The sequence below is a fragment of the Intestinicryptomonas porci genome, assembly GCF_033971905.1.
Taxonomy (GTDB): Bacteria; Verrucomicrobiota; Verrucomicrobiia; order Opitutales; family Intestinicryptomonadaceae; genus Intestinicryptomonas; species Intestinicryptomonas porci.
The window spans coordinates 75,304-92,117 of the sequence record NZ_JALBUT010000001.1; the positions used below are offsets into that span (position 1 = coordinate 75,304).

Genomic DNA, 16,814 nt, shown 5'->3' on the forward strand with positions numbered 1-16,814 from the left:
GGTTTTGACTATGGCAAGGACAATTTTCACAACGTTTAACCAAATGGTTGATTTTTTTCGGCTTAAAAAATATAACTGTATTTTATGTTTAATCGTGAAAAGGAATTGATGCTTTTGGGTCTTGAACCCGACAAGAAGTCTTACAAGGGAGTAATGCTTTTCTTGCTGGTTTATTTGGGGGCGACGCTTTTTGCCGCGCTCTTGACATCACCCTCTTATTGGTTTGTGCAGTGGCTGCATTCGGTGCATCCGAGCGGTCTTACGGAATATTTGCTTGGCAAGCGTTTGGATATTTATTTCAACCGCCTTCGCTATCTGCCGATTTTAATCGGAATTCCATATATGATGAACAAGCTTGGGCTTTTTTCCGTTTCAAATTTGGGGCTTAAATTTGAGAGAGAATCCCTTAAAATATTTTGCAAATACTTTTTGTTCGGAGTGTTGCTTGCGGGGTTTGTGTTCGCTTTCCAGTTTATTTTTTGCGATGTTTCCTACTCTCATAAAAGCGCGGGAAAAGTTCTAAGCGTGCTTTTTAGTGCGGCGCTCAGCGCGGTTGTCGTGGGAATTTTGGAGGAAGTCGTTTTCAGAAGCTTGATTTTCCGCTCCTTTTACACTGCTTTTACGCCTGTTGCCGCTCTTCTTTTCACGTCTTTATTTTTTGCGTACAAGCATTTCAAGGTTCCAAGCAGGGTTTTCAAGTCTCTAAACGGCGATACGGGTTTTGACGTCGGTTTTTTGGTCGCCTATTATGATTCGGTCGGGATTTTTGAGACATTTTCCGCCATAATTTTTATATCTCTTACGGTTTTCGGCGCAATGTTGACTCTGGTTTATATGCGCACTAAAAATTTGTGGGCGTCGGTAGCCGTGCATTCTGGCATTGTTTTTATGATGCTTTCGTATAAGAAACTTTTTCGTATCGCTCATGATGATAATCTCATTTGGATTTTCGGAACAAACAGAATGACTGACGGAATCATTTCCATTTTCATTATGTTGGGGTTTATTGTTATGTTCCTTTCTTTCTCAAACCCCAAAAAACGGAATAAAACGGAATGAAAAGGCATTTCATAAGAAATGAGAGATAGAGCTTCGCAACCGTAAAAGAAGCCTTTTCATTCCTCGCGCTCCATGTTGGTTTTGCTCAGGGGGCAGTACCCAGTACAGCTCCCCGTTGCACTCGCTCGCTTGGTTGGCTTCGCCAATCCGCGCTGTTCTCGCCCCTTCGGGGTAATTTGCTTCGCAAATTATGCTACCCACAAACTTGCTTCGCAACTTGCGTGTTCGCAAAACACAACAGACAGGGTTCCCAAAAATGTTTTTGAAGAAAACTTTTTGGGATGTACTCATCGCGCGTTTCTTCCGTTTTTTGCGTATCAAAGCCCACACCCATCAAACAATCCCGTACCCATTCCAACATAACGTATCAAGCAGCTGAATTTAAATTAGGACTTATTTTTTACACAACCTATCAAACAACTTCACAATAAAAGATTTAGTATTCAAACATGTCGAAATGCAAATGAGAGTACAAATGGGCAAAAAATCTATCTATTACGGAAGCGTCAGCTCTTTATTTTTTAGATTTTTTGTTTTTTGCCCATTCCGTTTTATTCCGTTTTTTTGCTTGAAAGGGGGGGGAGGGGTTTGTACCTTTTGTGTATGAAAAAATTATTACTGTTACCTCTAATACTTGCAATCGCAATTTCTACTTCAATTAACGCCTTCGCCGCCAAAAAAATGGCAAGAAAAGTCGCAGTGCAAACCTATACTTTTTCGCAACTTCCGCTCGACGAGCTTATTCCCGTTCTAAAAGAAGTCGGCGCGGATTGCATCGGGGCTTCGGGCGGATTGAAACTTAGCAAGAAATATCCCGACGTGCGCTTCAACCCGTCAATGACAGACGAACAAAAGGCGTACGCGCACAAACTCCTAAAAGACGCAAAAATAAAGGTCGTTTCATACGGAGTTGTAGGTTCCAAAACCAGGGAAGATGTCGAAAATCTTTGCAAGTTCGCAAAAGAATTCGACTGCCCCGTAATCATTACGGAAGACAAGCCCGAACAGTTTAAGTTTTGGGATGAAATTGCGCCGCAGTACGGCGTAAAAATGGCTCTGCACAACCACGCCTACAACAATTATAAAAGCAACGCCTATTTTTATCCGCGCTTGGTCGAAATGCTTATCCGCCCCTATAAAAGTGTATATGCTTGCGCTGATAACGGACATTGGATAAGGTCGGGGTTGGACACGATAGAAGGGCACAACATTTTGAAGGGGAAATTGCAGGCAATCCATTTTAAGGACATGAACAAAGCGGAGCTTAACGCGCACTGCGTGCCTTTCGGCAAGGGGGTTGCCAATATGAAGGAAGTCTTGAAAAACTTGGATGAGCAGGGCTACGACGGCTATTTCGTCATTGAGTATGAAGGCACGCGCCACCCCGTAAAAGAAGTAAAGCAGTGCATAGAATTTTTGCAGAATAATTAAAATTTCGGCATGTCTTTTAGGTTTCTAAAAACCCGCTTTTTCGCGCGGAGCTTCAATCGTCTAGAAGAGGGTTTGGGCGACAGGTTTTCAGGCGTCGTCTTGGCGTATATTTTTGCGCTGCCCATAATGTATGGCGCGCTTGCTTTATTTTACTGCTTGGGTTGGAACCCGCCGATAGACGTGATATTCCAAACCGAACAAGAGAAGAACGCGGCGGATTTTGTGTTGGGTTGGATATTGTTTTTTTCGGCGTCGCTTGCCGCGTTTTTTATAAGGTTTTTCGCGCGTGGGTTTTCAATCAAAGGTTTTTTATGCGCGATGCTGCTTCCGCTGCTCTTTTGTCTGTTTGCGCTTTTTGCGGGGGCCGCGTCCGGTTTGGATTCCAAACAGACGTTTTGGTTCTTGGCGGAGGGGCTTGCTGTAGTGTTTGTTTTGGCCCGCAAAGACTATACGAGTTATAGAGCCTTTCAGATTGTCGGGAGCCTGTTTTTGATAACTATAGGGCTGGTATTTTACTACGCAAATTTGTTCGGGAATCGGCTTGGAGTGGAAATTTTCGGCGGTAGCAAAATATTTTTTGCGTTCATAATAATATTCTGGATTTTATCAACGGCGCACATCTTGTTTAGGGACAAACTTTTGGATTATTTGGAAAAAAGATGAAAATTTATTTTATGGGAATTTGCGGGACGGCAATGGGCAACATCGCTGTCATGCTGAAAAGCGCGGGGCATGAAATTTGCGGCTCTGATACGGGTGTTTACGAGCCTATGAAAAGCGTTCTTGAAAATGCGGGCATTGAAATTTGCGAGGGCTGGAACGTCGAAAGGCTGAAAAAAATCAAGCCCGACTTGGTTGTTGTCGGCAACGTCATAAGCCGAATGAATGTTGAAATCGAGTGGCTTTTAAAGACGAGGGCGTTTGAATTTACTTCGCTTGCAGAATTGATAGGCTCTCGCGTTATAGGTTCGCGGGCGTCGCTTGTGGTAAGCGGAACGCACGGAAAGACAACGACTACTACCATTTCCGCATATCTGCTTTCAAGGCAAAATCCCAAAACGGGCTGGATGATTGGCGGAGTTCCGAAAGACTTGCCAAGCGGCTCCAACTTGGGTTCGGAAGACGCGCCGTTTGCGATAGAGGGCGACGAGTACGACACTGCGTTTTTTGACAAGCGAAGCAAGTTCATACACTACCGCCCGCGCGTTCTTTTAATCAACAACATAGAATTTGACCACGCCGACATTTACAGGGACTTGACCGACGTAAAGCGCACTTTTACCCATGTAAGGCGCATCGTTTCGGGCGACGGCTTGATTGTCGAAAACGGTGACGACGCAAACATCGCATCTCTTGAAAAAACTCCGTGGGTTCGCAGGGTTAAGGTAGGTTTCGGCGACGGTTGCGACTTGAAAATTTCGGACTTCAAGGAAGAGCGTTTCGGTTCTTCGTTTAAGCTTTCTTTTGGCGGGAAATCGAAAATAATCGAATGGTCTTTGCAGGGGGAATTCAACGCGCGCAACGCCGCGATGGCGATAATGGGAGTTGCGGCGATTTCGGGATTTGAAAATCCGCTCGACTTGGATTTGGAGGCGTTAAAATCTTTCGGAGGGGTAAAGCGCAGGCAGGAAGTCATTTTGGATACGCAAAATGTTGTGGCGGTTGAAGACTTCGGGCATCATCCAACGGCGATAGCAGGCACAATAAAGTCCCTTCGCGAAAGGTTTGCGGGCTTTGAAATATACGCCGCCTTTGAGCCGCGCTCAAACACCGCCAAGATGAACATCTTTGAGGACGAATTTGCGCGCAGTTTGAGCGGAGCCGACAAAGTTTACATCGCACATATTCACAATGTAGAAAAGATGGACGAAAAAAAGCGCATGGAAACTTCCCGCCTGGCGCAAAAGGGCGGAGAAAAATTCACTGCGTTTGCGTCGAACGAAAAGCTTTTGGAAACTCTCTCCTGCGACGTGGATTGCGCGGTTAAATCGGGCAAAAAAGTTCTTTGCGCATTCTTTTCAAACGGCTCTTTTGACGGAGTGCATAAAAAATTCGCATCGTTATTTTCGGAAGAAAGGCGTTAGCATGGCTGTGGAAAAATTCAGGAAACAGGTTTGGTTTGAGGGCAGGGTGCAGGGCGTCGGTTTCAGGTACAAAGCGCATCAAATAGCAACCGCATACGACGTTGCAGGCTTTGTGAAGAACTTGGACGACGGCAGGGTGCATTTGTGCGCGGTTGGCGACGAGCGCGAAGTTGACGAGTATGTCGAGGCTTTAAAAGAGAGCATGGCGGACTTCATCAAAGATTCTTACGAAAGAACGGATACTACCGATTTGAAATACAAGGGCTTTAAAATCGAACTGTAATGGATAGCGTCGTCGAAATTTCAAATTTAAAGAAATATTACCACAGCGGTTTGCGCGGGGTTTTGGTGAACGCTCTTGACGGTATTTCATTTTCCGTAAAGCGCGGTGAAGTTTTCGGCTTGCTCGGTCCAAACGGGGCGGGCAAGAGCACGGCAATAAAAATCATTCTGGGGCTTTTGAGACAAAATTCGGGGCAGTGCCTTGTTTTCGGCGAAAAAATTTCTTCGCGCACAAAATCCAAAATCGGATATTTGCCCGAAGCTCCGAATTTCTATAAATTTTTGACGGCTCTTGAGCTTGTCGTCTTTTACGCGAGAATGAGCGGAATGGGCGCAAAGGAAGCGGAAGTTGCCGCAAAAAACAGCTTGGAAGTTGTCGGGCTTAAAGACGCCCTAAACCGAAATTTATCGACATTTTCAAAGGGAATGCTTCAGCGCGCGGGTTTGGCGCAGGCAATAGTGCACAATCCCGAACTCGTGATTTTGGACGAGCCAAATTCGGGTTTGGACCCAATCGGAATGAACGACATGGCAAATATGGTTTTGCGCCTCAAAGGCGAAGGCAAGACAGTTTTGATTTGCTCCCACATGTTGCGCGAAGTTGAGCGTCTGTGCGACAGCGTCGCGATTTTGTACAAAGGTTCGGTTGCCGCTTGCGGAAATTTGCGCGAGCTTTTGTCGGACACTGAAAGTGTCTCGTTTAAGGCGAAAAATCCGTCTCTCGAATTTTTGGAAAGCGTGGATAAGTCTGCGGAAAAATTCGGGGTAAAACTTGAAACTGAAACTTCTCCCGAGTCTCTTGCGGACTTCTTTAACAGGATAATTCTCGAAAGGAGCGGTAGGTGAAAAAGATTTTGCTGATTGCCCAAAATTCGCTAAAAGACGCGCTCAGGCAGAAGCTCGTGTTTTTGATTGTGCCGATGGCGGTGGTTCTCACATTGTTTTCAAGCTACGCAATGCGCCTTGACTTGGGGCATGAGCAGCTCAAATTCGTCGGCAATTTCACGTCGGGCGCGCTTGGATTTTTCGGGGCTTTAATTGCCGTTGTTTCCGTTTGCCAGCTCTTTTATTCGGAAATCGAAAACAAGACGGTTGCGACTTTGCTCGCGCATCCCGTCAGCAGGCTCGACTTTGTGGCGGGCAAGCTCTTGGGCGAAGTTTACATGATTTTAATTTTCGTTTTTCTCGTGCTTTTTGCGGGCGGAATTTCCCTTTATCTTGCGGAGCTTAGGCTTGCGGGCGTTCCCGACGAAATGCTTACGGGGGCGAGGCTTGGCGTTGATTGGGCGGGCTTTTTGGCTTTCGGTTTATTGCAGGCTGTAAAGCTTTCGGCAATCGCCGCGATGTCGTGTTTTGTGTGCGCGGTTTCAAGGTCGATGATGTTTGCGCTTGTCGTTTCTTTCATGGTGGTCGCGGCTTCTTTGATTTCTTATTCCGACTTCTTTTCTGGCGGCGGGTTTGTTTTGAATGCAATTACATACATTGTGCCGAACTTCACAATTTTTGAGCCGACTTTGGACTTCGCTTTTTATGGCGTTTGTTGGCATCAGTTTTTTGCGGCTTTGGGATACGGCGCGATTTATGTTTTGTCGTTTTTGTTTTTGAGCGTCTGGGCTTTTTCGTCTCGTGAAATATAAGGGCATATTGAATTTTTTGTTTGTCGCGGCGGTCTTGCTTGTGGCGGGATTTTTTGCGTCTTTTTTTGCGGGCGGCAGAAATTTGAATGCGCCGCAAAAAAAGTTTGACGCAAGGACTGCCGTTTTTTCGCTGTTTGGGGGGTACAGGGGATTTATCGCCGACTTCGCATGGCTTAAAGCCTATATGGCGTGGGAGAAATCGGATTTGTCGAAGTGTCTTTCAAACATAGAGCTTGCGGTTTCCCTCGATCCCGAAAACATAACGTTTTGGAATTTAGGCGCGGGAATTATCGCCTACGACACTCCGCATTGGATTTTTGACGGGCGCAGTACTACGCCGATGCTTCAAAAAGTCGTCCGCGAAAGGCAGGGCGGGCTCGCCCTTGAATTTTTGGACAGGGGGTTGAAGGCAGTTCCGCACAGCCGCAGGCTTAAACTCGACAAGGCGTTGATTTACGAGAAAGTTTTTAATGATAAGCTTGCGGCTTTGGAATGTTACAAGGCGGCTTGCGATGCAACCGCTCCGATTTATGTTGTCCGCGACTATGCGAGGGCGTTGGAAGACTGCGGCAGGGACGCGGAGGCACTTAGGCTTTTGGAGGAAAGGGCGGATTTTTTCGACAAGAGCCATCCTTCTTATGGTTTTTATTTGGAGCATATAAATTATCTTAAAAATAAGTTGAAATCTGAAAAAAATATGTTGGCTTTATAAATAAAAAAGTGTGAAATCGGTTGCATAGGATTTTGGATATGGGAAATTTTTTGTTTTTTTCGGCGGGGATATTTCAGTATTTTAACGACTCTAATACGGCGGGGCAGATTATAGTGGTTTTGCTTTGCGTATTCAGCCTCATTGCCTGGACCGTGATGCTTGGCAAGTGGTCGGATTTAAAGGAGCTTTCTCGCCTCAATAAAATCGCGGAGCACAAGATTGCAAAGTCTTTTGACATTGCCGAATTTGCCGATGGCAACAGAAATCTTGCGGGACCCTACGGAAAGGTTCTCAAAGAGGCGGCGGCGGCTCTTGAAAGGGCTAATTCTGGCGGCGGCGAAAGCGCGGAAATGCTCGCAATAAAAATGGGTCATGTGGAAAACGCGATAGGCAGGGCGGTTGCAAATCAGTCGCAATTATACGAATCAAAGATGGTTCTTCTCGGCTCAATCATAAGCGGCGCGCCGTTTTTGGGGCTTTTGGGAACTGTCTGGGGCGTTATGGACAGCTTCGGCGCAATGGGAATGGAGGGTGCTACGGCGACATTGCAGACTCTCGCCCCGGGCGTTTCGGGCGCGCTTTTGACAACTGTCGCGGGTTTGGTCGTGGCAATACCTTCGGTTTTCGGCTATAACTTTTTGCTTAGCATTTCAAGGGGCATGGTTTTGAGTTTGGAAAACTTTGCAAGCTCCCTCGCTGATAAAATAGAATTGGAAGAGCGCACCAAGCTTTCGCAAAAGCGCGTTTACAAGTCTGAAATGCCGGAAAAGGCAAAGCTAAACGCAGATTTCGGCGCAAAGGGTGACTCTTCCCGCGGCGGCGCACTGCGTTTCGACTTGAATTTGGAAAGCGAAGAGGAATAGCAGATGGCGCGCAATTTCCATAAGAAGCAGTCTCTTAGCGCGTTAAACGATTTAAACGTTACTCCGCTTATGGACCTCGCGTTTTCGCTTCTTATCATATTCATGGTGTCCGCCCCGCTTTTGGAGCAGTCAATAGACTTGAATTTGCCGACGCAGGAAAAACGTCAAAGCGTTGCAAAAGCCGATGTCGAGTTTCAGGTGATAAATATCGACGCAGAGGGCAACATATTTTGGGGCAAGCAGGAAATCACGTTTGCAGAGCTTAAAAACCAGCTTGCCTCTTTGGCGGCAATGCCCGATCCAAACCCGATAAGCCTGCGTATTGACAGAGACCTTAAAGCGCAAAAGTTAGTTGACGTTTTGGACTTGATAACTCTGAACAAGCTTTCAAAAATAAGCATTTCAACAATAGTGGAATAAGTGCATGGGGTTTTCAGGGGAAAATGGCGGCAATTACAAGGCGGGCTTTTGGGTTTCGTTTGCGGGGCATTTCGTGTGCGTTGTTTTCATAATCGCTTCCGCCTTGTTTGGCAGTTTTTTTAAGGAGGAAAAACCTGAACCTGCGCCGTTTACACTTCTTCCGCCGCCGTCTGAAAAAATAGATGTTTCAAATAAGAAAACAGTTCAAACGCCTAAACCGTCAGAAATCAAGGTTAAGGAGTTTGAGAAGCTGGACGAAATAGAACTTCCTCCCGAGCCGCCCGCCGAATTGCCCGAGCCCGTTTCAAAGATTGAAACTCCACAACCCGAAAAACCCAAGAACGAAAAACCCAAGCCTGTCGCAAAAGACTCAAACAAGGCAAAACCCGTTTCCAAAAAAGTTTCGGCGGCGGACTTTTTTAAGAATCGAAAGCCGCAAAACAGGGTTAAACCCACCCGCGTAAAATCCGATTATAAGATTGACAAAATCAAGTCGAATCTGGATTCAAAAATCAAAAACGCAGTTTCTTCCGAATATTCGGGAGAAGTTTCGACTGCCGAGACGGACTCTTATCAAAGCGAGGTTTATGCGTTAATTCGCAGAAACTGGATTTTGCCCGAAGAATGTGCGGGCATGGATTTGGTTGTAGGCGTCCGTTTTACTATTGGCTCTAACGGCAGGGTTTCTGGCATAAAAATTGTAAAGCCGAGCGGGGAGAGGGTTTTTGATAAGTCTGTCGAGAACGTTCTTAAATCATTGACATTCAGAAGCCCTCCGCGCGGGAAGCCGCTTTTGCTTGCCATAAATTTCCGCGCTGAAGATTTGTAGGCAAACTTTTTCTTGCAAAAAATCTTTTTTTGTTGAAACAAAGTTTGAGTTTGTGCAGTATTTATTTAATTTCAGATACTTTAAATTTATGAAACCTGTAGTATTCAACAACACTGTTTTGCGCGACGGACATCAAAGCCTCGCCGCAACCAGAATGAAAACCGAACAAATGTTGCCGGTATGCGGCATTCTTGACAATATGGGCTTCGGCGCGCTCGAAACATGGGGTGGCGCGACAATCGATTCGGGTCTTCGCTTCCTGGGGGAATTCCCTTTCGACCGTCTTGACGCGCTCAAGAAGGCATGTCCTAAAACAAAGCACATGATGCTTTTCAGAGGTCAGAACATGGTGGGCTACAAGCACTATCCGGACGATGTCGTGGAAGCTTTCGTCGCCGCCTCTGCCCGCCACGGAATGGATATTTTCCGCATATTCGACGCTTTGAACGACACCCGCAATTTGGAATGCTCCATAAATGCGGTAAAGAAAGCGGGCAAGGAAGCGCACGGCACCATCTGCTACACTTCAAGCCCTGTGCATACTGTCGAAAAGTTTGTGCAAATGGGTTGCGAATTGCAGGATATGGGCGCGGACGGCATCGTTTTGAAAGACATGGCGGGACTTGTTCCCCCGTATGTCGCCTACAAAATCATCAAGGGATTGAAAGACAACGTGAAAATCCCCGTGATTTTCCATACGCACGATACGACGGGCTTGGGCGCGACCGCTTATTATGCCGCAGTTGACGCAGGTGTCGATGCAATAGACGTGTCGGTGGTTCCTTTCGCAAACGGAACGGGACAGCCTGACTGCAACAGAATGATTGCAATGTTAACCGACCACGAACGCCAGCCGAAATACGATGTAAAGGCTCTTTCCGAAGTCCGCGCGCATCTCGAAAAAATTTATGCTTCTTTGGGCGCATACACTGCAAAGAAAAACGAAGTCATAGATTCCGACGCCTTGGTTTACCAAGTTCCAGGCGGCATGCTTTCAAACTTCCGCAACCAGCTCAAAGAGCAGAAGATGGAAGACAAGTTTGAGGAAGTGTTTGCGGAAGTTCCGTACGTCCGCGAAAAGCTCGGCTGGATTCCCCTCGTTACCCCGACTTCGCAAATCGTCGGCACACAGGCGATGATGAACGTGAAGTTTGGCAGATGGAAGATGTTTACACCCCAGGCAATGGATATCGCCTTGGGTTATTACGGCAGAACACCCGCTCCCGTTGATCCTGAAATCAAGGCTCTTGCCGCCAAGATGTCGGGCAAAGACCCGATTGAATGCCGCCCTGCGGACTTGCAGAAGCCGGGTATGGAAGACTTGCGCAAGGCTTTGCGCGAAAAGGGTTTGAAAGACGACGACGAGCATTGCGTAATTTATGCAATGTTCCCGCAACAGCTTGAAGACATGTACAAGAAACCGCGCTCGGCTTACGAACTCAAAAAGCCCGCATCTTCTTCGTCTTTGAGCGGCAAGGGCAAGGGCGAATTTACCGTCAACATCGACGGGGTAAGCCACAACGTCACAATCGAAGAAATCGCATAACACTTTTTCGGCTCGCGCACCATGTCAGATTTAGATGAACAAAATCCTTCTCCCGTTCGCGGAGATTCGGGCGATGAAGTCTATGAAGACGAGCGCGAGCTGAAAAGGGGCGTTTTGGACGAGTTTTCGCGTCCTGCGGGAATTCCGCTAAACAGGTCGGACGTAAATCCCCGACTGCGTTCCGTACGCGGAGACGTGTACGGAGTTCCTCCCTATGGAGCTCCCCCTCCTCCGCCGCCTCCTCCTCCGAATTTTTACGGCTATCCGCCGCCCCCGCCGCCGATGGGGGCTTTTGGCTATCCCCCTCCTCCTCCCCGAATGCCTCTTCCCGAAAATATGGGAATCGAGTATGATGAAAACGGAAATCCCGTTCTTGTTGAATACGAATTTGAAGAGGAAATCGTAGAAGAGACTGCGGAAGAAAATAAAAATATTCCCGCGCCTGAAATTCCCATTGAAAAACCTGCGGTTGTGCGCGAATCTCTTAAAGGCAGGAGCATATCTTTAAACGATGCTTCGCTACTATCAAAACAGCGTGAGGGCGCGGAAAAGGCGACCGAGCTTGAACATCAGGAAAAGAAAGAGCAAAGAAGGGTGTTTTTTGTTCGTCTCTTTTTCTTTTTGATATTTATGTCCGCAATCACTGCCGGCGCGTATTTTATTATCGAAATAATCAAGCCACAGCAGGAAATTTTGCCCGACAATATCGGTCCGAATCGAAATCTTGCGGGAAAAAATTATTGGAATTTGGAGCCTTCAAAGGCAAACAACGTCGTTATGCGCTTTTACGAGGCTTTGGGCGGCGTGAACAAATGCGGCTCAGTCTATGACAAAATGATATGGGGCTCTTTCCATATCGGTATCAGAATAGAGCAGTTTTACTGCATTGAAAAGCGCGGCATTGCTTATGTTAAGGTCGGGGTGTCGCCAAATGAAAGCATATTTTTGCTGAATGCCGAAGGCAAGGCAAAGAGGCTTTTGACCCCGTCTGTTTCCGGAGATTCCGAAGTCATGGGCGGCGCGGAAACGGAAGCGTTGAACGGCTTGATATTCTTTGACGAGCCGCTGCACAAGGCGGCGTTTGTGGACTATATGTCAAACCGCCATCCTTTCAAGGATTTGGGGCATATGACTTACAATGGCGAAGTTTTCGACGCAATCGAATTTCAAACTCTGTCGGGCGCGAAAATCAACTACTACTTTGATTTGAAAACAGGGCTTGCGGCATATAAATTCGTGGAGCAGAAAGATGCGTCAAGCCGCGTCGAATATCAGGATTATGTCGAATTTGGCGGCATAAAGCTTCCGCGTGTCCGCAATGTTTTCGTAAACGGCAAATCTTATGGAACGGCAGTTTTCGACACGATAAAGTTCAACCGCGACATAATTTTCCCGAGATAATTTTAAAAAGGCAAACACAATGCAAGATAATCCCGTACCTCTCTTTGATTTAAAACGGCAATATTCAAAAATCCGCGAGGAAGTCCGCGCGGCTTTTGACGAAGTTTTGGACAGCCAAATGATGATTGGCGGCGCGAAAGTCGCCGAGATAGAGGAGAAAATCGCAAAATATTTGAATGTCAAGGCGGCGGTTGCGGTGTCGAGCGGCACAGACGCTCTCTTGGCGGCATTGATGGCGAAGGGAATTTACCGCAGCCCTCTCGATACCGACAATGCAGGCGAAGTAATAGTGCCTGCGTTTACTTTCTTTGCTACTGCCGGATGCGTATGGCGCGCGGGCGCAGTTCCCGTTTTTGCGGACATAGAGGAAGATTCTTTCAACATGTCAGCCGAAAGCCTTGAAAAAGCCATAACTCCGCGAACAAAGGCGATAATGCCCGTCCACCTCTTCGGGCAATGCGCAAATATGGACGCGATTATGGAGGTTGCAAACCGCCATGGCATTCCCGTAATCGAAGACTGCGCGCAGGCGATAGGCGCGTCCAGAAAAGGCGTGAAGGCGGGTGCTTTCGGGCTTTGCGGGTGCTTGAGCTTTTTCCCGACAAAAAATTTGGGAGGCTTTGGCGACGGCGGTATGGTCGTCACAAACGATGAAAGTTTTGCGGAAGAAGTTGCGAGGGTTCGCAACCACGGCATGCAGCCCAAATACTTCCACCGAAGCGTTGGCGGAAATTTCAGGCTTGACGCCTTGCAGGCGGCGGGGCTTTTGAAGAAACTGCCGCACTTGGACTCCTGGCATGAAGCCCGCAGGGCGAACGCGGCTTTTTATGACGCGGCTTTTGCTTGCGAGCCAAAAATTTTAACGCCGAAAATCGCGCGGGAAAATTATTCTGTTTACAACCAGTATGTGGTCCGCGTCCCAAACCGCGACAAGTGCCTGCAAGAGCTGCGCGCACGGGGCGTTAATTGCGAAATTTATTATCCTCTGCCTCTTCACAAGCAGGAGTGCTTCGCAAAACTCGGCTATAAGGACGGAGATTTCCCGGTCGCGGAGCGCGTTGCCGCAGACTGCATGGCGCTTCCGATTTTCCCCGAACTTGAAAAAAGCGAACTTGAAAAAGTCGCGCGGGAATTGAAAGCGGTTGTTTCGGGCATGTGAGAACGCTTAAACGGAAGTTCTGCTTCCGTTTTTTTATGCGCTTGCGCCTTTGTTTTTGGATTGTAAAATGCAATGTTTAGTGTTTGATTGTATCGTGATTTTCAAAAAAGGCGGCATATGTTTAATATGATGGTAAAAAATTTTTTCGGGGCGGCTTTGGCAAGCGCGGCGGTTTTCTTGTGCTCTTGCTCGGACGGCAAGGCGAGCGCAAACGGGGACTATGTGAAGGCTTCGGAAACGCTTGAAAAGGCATTGTCGCTTTTTGACTGCGGAAATTACGCAGAAGCCGCCAAGCTTGCGAAAGAGGCTGATGAAAAAGTTTCGGGGATTTTGAAAAAGCATCCCGAAAGCGATGTCGCGTTTAAAATCGTTTCTGACGACAATTTAAATTTGGGGGATGTAAAATATTCAAACTTCAAAAAAAGTATTTTGCCTAAATTAAGCATCGCGGCAGATCCCGATTTTGCGGAAATTGACATCGCATTTGCAATCGCCTTGTTTAACGGCGGCTGTTTGGACTTGGTTTCTTTGATAAATGACGATGTTAAAAATAATCCAAGCAAGGCAAAGTCGGAGCGCGCGGAAAATATTTATGACAAGCTTTTGAGCGATGTTTATCCGCAAGGCGATTCTAAAAACACAGAGGCGCGCGCAATAATTTTAAAATCAAAAGAATGCTTGAAAGAATTGCCGCCGAAAAAAGAAACCGCTGAAAAACGCGATGCGCGGGTTTCGACAAGCCGCGCTTTTGCCGCGCCATTGCCGCAGATTAAGGATTCGCAAAAGTTTTTGAAAGAAGCGGAAAAAAACGCGTCGATGGCAAACTACAATTTGGAGGCGTCCAAGGCTCTCTTGGAGGCGTCTAAATTCGTAGGTAAAACTTCCGCCGAATTTGAAGCGTTTTCAAAAAATTTGAAGGTTGCGCTTTCAAACGTAAAAAAAATCAGCTCGAAAAAATTGCGCATTCCAGCATTGAAAAACATAATTTTGGCGATGTCGCAAATAGGGCTTAATGCGGACGCCTTAATGGAAGTCGAAACAAATTCGGATTGCGCGGATATGAGGCAGGACTGCTATGCCGCCATATCGCAAAATCTCATGCTCTCTGGCAATTTAAAGGATGCGGAAGCTGTGATGAAAAAAATAGAAAACCCGAGAACGAAAAACATTTTCTACGCTTGCTTGGCTGAATCTTTTCTTGAAAGGAAAGATTTTGCTTCCGCCTTGCGAATTTCAAATGAAATAAAAAGCGGCGCGATGGAGTCTAAAATTCTGTTGGAGCAGGCTGTCGATTTGTGGGATTCCGACAATGGCAAGGCTCTCGAAATTTTGGCAAAGATAAATCCGCAAGGGTTGGCATTTGCCGACTTGGATAAATTGAGAAATGCAGCAAGCATTCCTCTGAATGGCGCATCGAATTTGCCTGCCGCAAGATATGTTGAAGTGGCAAGGCTTTTGGCGAAGTCAAACAAAGACGCGGCATTGAAGTGGCTTGGCATCGGCGTTGCGCTTTCTGCGAACGCCAAGGGCAAAGACTCGGTTTTAATGGCGGGGGAAATTTGCGGTGTCTTGATTTTCATAAATCCCAAAGACGCTGTTTTGTATGCGCAAAAAATGCGCGGTATTTTGGCTTTTGACGACATAAAAAAACTTGCCTTTTCCGCGATGGAAATCGGCGCAAAAGAAGAGTCTTTGGAATTTTTCAAAATGGCGTCATCTAAGGTATTGAAGCCAAAAGACGCCGTATCTCTTGCTTATGCAATGCAAACCTCAAACATTTCAAGAGACAAGGTTATCGAAACTTTAAAACCCCATTTGCCCAAATTCAATTAAATGAAAGCTGCAATGACAGTCGCAGGTTCGGATTCCGGCGCGGGCGCGGGCATTCAAGCCGACATATTTGCCATTGCAAGCCAGGGGGTTTTTGCGACGAGCGCGGTTGCGGCTCTTACCGCGCAAAACCCAAGCGGAGTCCGCTCGATTTTTCCTGTTTCCGCGGATTTTTTGACCGCGCAAATGGAGAGCGTTTGCGAGTATTTCAAGCCGTGCGCGGCGAAATGCGGAATGATGTTCAATGCGGAGCTTGTAAACGCCGCGGCTGATTTTTTCGGGAAACACCGCGAAATTAAATTGGTTGTCGATCCCGTAATGATTTCAACGAGCGGAACAAAATTATTGTCGGACGGCGCGGTTTTTGCGCTTACCGCCCGCCTCATGCCTCTTGCAGTTTTATCGACTCCCAATTTGGACGAGGCGTGTTTTCTCTTAAACTGCGCAAAGATAGATTCTTCAAATTTAGAGAAATCGGCAGTCCGCCTTTCCGAGATGTTAGGATCTCCCGTTTTGCTTAAAGGGGGGCATTTGCATGGCGACGAAATAATTGACGTTCTCGCTGAAAACGGGGAAGTTTCGCTATTTAAATCAAAACGCGTTTTGGGCGTTGATACCCACGGTAGCGGATGCACTTTGAGCGCAACAATTGCCGCCCGCCTTGCTCTTGGGGACGGATTGAAAGATGCTGTTGCGTCCTCCCGCGATTATCTGCTGCGTTCGATGGAAAAATCATTGTCAGTTGCGGGCAAGCGTTTCATAAATCATTTTCCGAATAAAAAATGAACGACAAAAGTTCAGACAATTTGGGGCACCGCCTGCGCTTGCGCGACAGATTTTTAAACGGCGGCGTTTCGGCGCTTGCGGAATATGAGATTGTCGAGCTTGTGCTTATGTTTGCCATTCCGCGCAAGGACGTAAAGCCAATCGCCAAAAAGCTCATTCAAAAATACGGCGGATTAAAGCAGATACTTAACGCGGATAAAAATGAGCTTATGGGCATCGAAGGGCTTGGCGAGCATAGCGTCTGCCTCATAAAGCTTATGCGCGACTTGATTCCGCTTTACCATTTGCAGACTCTGGAAAAAACGCCAATAGAACTCGACAGCGTTGACAAGCTGATTGAATTTTTCAGGGCGAGAATAGAAGGGATTAAAAACGAGGTTCTCGAAATGGCGTGTTTTGACAGCGAGCTCAGGCTAATCGAAAATGGGGCAATAAGGCTTTTTGAGGGCAGTTCAAACACTGCAAAAGCGGATATCCGCAGGATTATCGAAATTGCGATAAAATTTGGAGCTTCGTCAATAGTTATTGCGCACAACCATCCGAACGGGGACGCAAGACCGTCGTATGAGGACATTGCGTTCACGCGCAAGCTTTCTCTCGCATGCCGACCCATCGCTCTCAATTTCATCGAGCATTTGATTGTCGCCAAAAACGCGACGTTTTCTTTCAGGCGCGACGGCTATTTTGATTCTTTGTACGGCACGTCAGTTCCGGAAGATTGCGGCGACGAAATTTCAAATGTCGCAAGCCCCGTCAAACGTTTAAAAATTTAAGA

The 16,814-nt window shown here is 46.9% G+C and carries 17 protein-coding genes; all 17 read left to right on the forward strand.

Annotated elements, in window-relative coordinates; translation table 11 throughout:
- The first annotated feature begins 84 nt into the window (after nt 1-84).
- The 17 genes from MOX91_RS00410 to MOX91_RS00490 all read left to right on the forward strand — a co-directional run bounded on the left by MOX91_RS00410 (nt 85) and on the right by MOX91_RS00490 (nt 16,812).
- Nucleotides 85-1,059, forward strand: a complete 975-nt coding sequence (locus MOX91_RS00410; protein WP_370396096.1) for a CPBP family intramembrane glutamic endopeptidase — start codon at nt 85-87, stop codon at nt 1,057-1,059.
- 603 nt (nt 1,060-1,662) lie between these two features.
- Nucleotides 1,663-2,490 carry a sugar phosphate isomerase/epimerase family protein gene (locus MOX91_RS00415; protein ID WP_370396097.1) on the forward strand — a complete coding sequence of 276 codons (828 nt, stop codon included), beginning with the start codon at nt 1,663-1,665 and terminating at the stop codon, nt 2,488-2,490.
- A 9-nt stretch (nt 2,491-2,499) separates the two neighbouring features.
- The gene (locus MOX91_RS00420; protein ID WP_370396098.1) at nt 2,500-3,153 is read left to right on the forward strand and encodes a hypothetical protein; all 654 of its coding nucleotides are present in this window, start codon (nt 2,500-2,502) and stop codon (nt 3,151-3,153) included.
- Nucleotides 3,150-4,574: a UDP-N-acetylmuramate--L-alanine ligase gene (locus MOX91_RS00425; RefSeq protein WP_370396099.1), complete on the forward strand. Its 1,425-nt coding sequence runs from the start codon at nt 3,150-3,152 to the stop codon at nt 4,572-4,574. Before MOX91_RS00420 ends, MOX91_RS00425 begins: the two co-directional genes overlap by 4 nt.
- A gap of 1 nt (nt 4,575) precedes the next feature.
- The gene (locus MOX91_RS00430) at nt 4,576-4,857 is read left to right on the forward strand and encodes an acylphosphatase (RefSeq protein ID WP_370396100.1); all 282 of its coding nucleotides are present in this window, start codon (nt 4,576-4,578) and stop codon (nt 4,855-4,857) included.
- On the forward strand, nt 4,857-5,702 hold the full coding sequence (locus MOX91_RS00435; protein ID WP_370396101.1) for an ABC transporter ATP-binding protein: 846 nt from the start codon (nt 4,857-4,859) through the stop codon (nt 5,700-5,702). The genes MOX91_RS00430 and MOX91_RS00435 overlap by 1 nt, the downstream gene beginning before the upstream one ends.
- Nucleotides 5,699-6,493, forward strand: a complete 795-nt coding sequence (locus MOX91_RS00440; RefSeq protein WP_370396102.1) for an ABC transporter permease — start codon at nt 5,699-5,701, stop codon at nt 6,491-6,493. Before MOX91_RS00435 ends, MOX91_RS00440 begins: the two co-directional genes overlap by 4 nt.
- A gap of 7 nt (nt 6,494-6,500) precedes the next feature.
- Entirely contained in the window at nt 6,501-7,205 is a 705-nt protein-coding gene (locus tag MOX91_RS00445) for a hypothetical protein (protein WP_370396103.1), read from the forward strand.
- 38 nt (nt 7,206-7,243) lie between these two features.
- Nucleotides 7,244-8,068: a MotA/TolQ/ExbB proton channel family protein gene (locus MOX91_RS00450; RefSeq protein WP_370396104.1), complete on the forward strand. Its 825-nt coding sequence runs from the start codon at nt 7,244-7,246 to the stop codon at nt 8,066-8,068.
- 3 nt (nt 8,069-8,071) lie between these two features.
- Nucleotides 8,072-8,488 carry an ExbD/TolR family protein gene (locus tag MOX91_RS00455; RefSeq protein ID WP_370396105.1) on the forward strand — a complete coding sequence of 139 codons (417 nt, stop codon included), beginning with the start codon at nt 8,072-8,074 and terminating at the stop codon, nt 8,486-8,488.
- Nucleotides 8,489-8,492: 4 nt separating this feature from the next.
- Nucleotides 8,493-9,317 (forward strand): energy transducer TonB, encoded by an 825-nt coding sequence (locus MOX91_RS00460; RefSeq protein ID WP_370396106.1) that lies wholly within the window; start codon nt 8,493-8,495, stop codon nt 9,315-9,317.
- Nucleotides 9,318-9,405: 88 nt separating this feature from the next.
- Complete coding sequence (locus MOX91_RS00465) at nt 9,406-10,863, forward strand: pyruvate carboxylase subunit B (protein WP_370396107.1); 1,458 nt, start codon at nt 9,406-9,408, stop codon at nt 10,861-10,863.
- A gap of 21 nt (nt 10,864-10,884) precedes the next feature.
- The gene (locus MOX91_RS00470; protein WP_370396108.1) at nt 10,885-12,264 is read left to right on the forward strand and encodes a hypothetical protein; all 1,380 of its coding nucleotides are present in this window, start codon (nt 10,885-10,887) and stop codon (nt 12,262-12,264) included.
- A 19-nt stretch (nt 12,265-12,283) separates the two neighbouring features.
- The gene (locus MOX91_RS00475; protein ID WP_370396109.1) at nt 12,284-13,423 is read left to right on the forward strand and encodes a DegT/DnrJ/EryC1/StrS family aminotransferase; all 1,140 of its coding nucleotides are present in this window, start codon (nt 12,284-12,286) and stop codon (nt 13,421-13,423) included.
- A gap of 126 nt (nt 13,424-13,549) precedes the next feature.
- On the forward strand, nt 13,550-15,256 hold the full coding sequence (locus MOX91_RS00480; RefSeq protein ID WP_370396110.1) for a hypothetical protein: 1,707 nt from the start codon (nt 13,550-13,552) through the stop codon (nt 15,254-15,256).
- Nucleotides 15,257-16,039: a bifunctional hydroxymethylpyrimidine kinase/phosphomethylpyrimidine kinase gene (gene thiD / locus MOX91_RS00485; protein ID WP_370396111.1), complete on the forward strand. Its 783-nt coding sequence runs from the start codon at nt 15,257-15,259 to the stop codon at nt 16,037-16,039.
- Entirely contained in the window at nt 16,036-16,812 is a 777-nt protein-coding gene (locus tag MOX91_RS00490; protein ID WP_370396112.1) for a JAB domain-containing protein, read from the forward strand. The genes thiD and MOX91_RS00490 overlap by 4 nt, the downstream gene beginning before the upstream one ends.
- The last annotated feature ends 2 nt before the right edge of the window (nt 16,813-16,814 follow it).

Bases quoted from the DNA above. Each gene is read 5' to 3' on its own strand.
- MOX91_RS00410 (WP_370396096.1), top strand. From the start codon at position 85: ATGTTTAATCGTGAAAAGGAATTGATGCTTTTGGGTCTTGAACCCGAC.
- MOX91_RS00415 (WP_370396097.1), top strand. From the start codon at position 1,663: ATGAAAAAATTATTACTGTTACCTCTAATACTTGCAATCGCAATTTCT.
- MOX91_RS00420 (WP_370396098.1), top strand. From the start codon at position 2,500: ATGTCTTTTAGGTTTCTAAAAACCCGCTTTTTCGCGCGGAGCTTCAAT.
- MOX91_RS00425 (WP_370396099.1), top strand. From the start codon at position 3,150: ATGAAAATTTATTTTATGGGAATTTGCGGGACGGCAATGGGCAACATC.
- MOX91_RS00430 (WP_370396100.1), top strand. From the start codon at position 4,576: ATGGCTGTGGAAAAATTCAGGAAACAGGTTTGGTTTGAGGGCAGGGTG.
- MOX91_RS00435 (WP_370396101.1), top strand. From the start codon at position 4,857: ATGGATAGCGTCGTCGAAATTTCAAATTTAAAGAAATATTACCACAGC.
- MOX91_RS00450 (WP_370396104.1), top strand. From the start codon at position 7,244: ATGGGAAATTTTTTGTTTTTTTCGGCGGGGATATTTCAGTATTTTAAC.
- MOX91_RS00455 (WP_370396105.1), top strand. From the start codon at position 8,072: ATGGCGCGCAATTTCCATAAGAAGCAGTCTCTTAGCGCGTTAAACGAT.
- MOX91_RS00460 (WP_370396106.1), top strand. From the start codon at position 8,493: ATGGGGTTTTCAGGGGAAAATGGCGGCAATTACAAGGCGGGCTTTTGG.
- MOX91_RS00465 (WP_370396107.1), top strand. From the start codon at position 9,406: ATGAAACCTGTAGTATTCAACAACACTGTTTTGCGCGACGGACATCAA.
- MOX91_RS00470 (WP_370396108.1), top strand. From the start codon at position 10,885: ATGTCAGATTTAGATGAACAAAATCCTTCTCCCGTTCGCGGAGATTCG.
- MOX91_RS00475 (WP_370396109.1), top strand. From the start codon at position 12,284: ATGCAAGATAATCCCGTACCTCTCTTTGATTTAAAACGGCAATATTCA.
- MOX91_RS00480 (WP_370396110.1), top strand. From the start codon at position 13,550: ATGATGGTAAAAAATTTTTTCGGGGCGGCTTTGGCAAGCGCGGCGGTT.
- thiD (WP_370396111.1), top strand. From the start codon at position 15,257: ATGAAAGCTGCAATGACAGTCGCAGGTTCGGATTCCGGCGCGGGCGCG.
- MOX91_RS00490 (WP_370396112.1), top strand. From the start codon at position 16,036: ATGAACGACAAAAGTTCAGACAATTTGGGGCACCGCCTGCGCTTGCGC.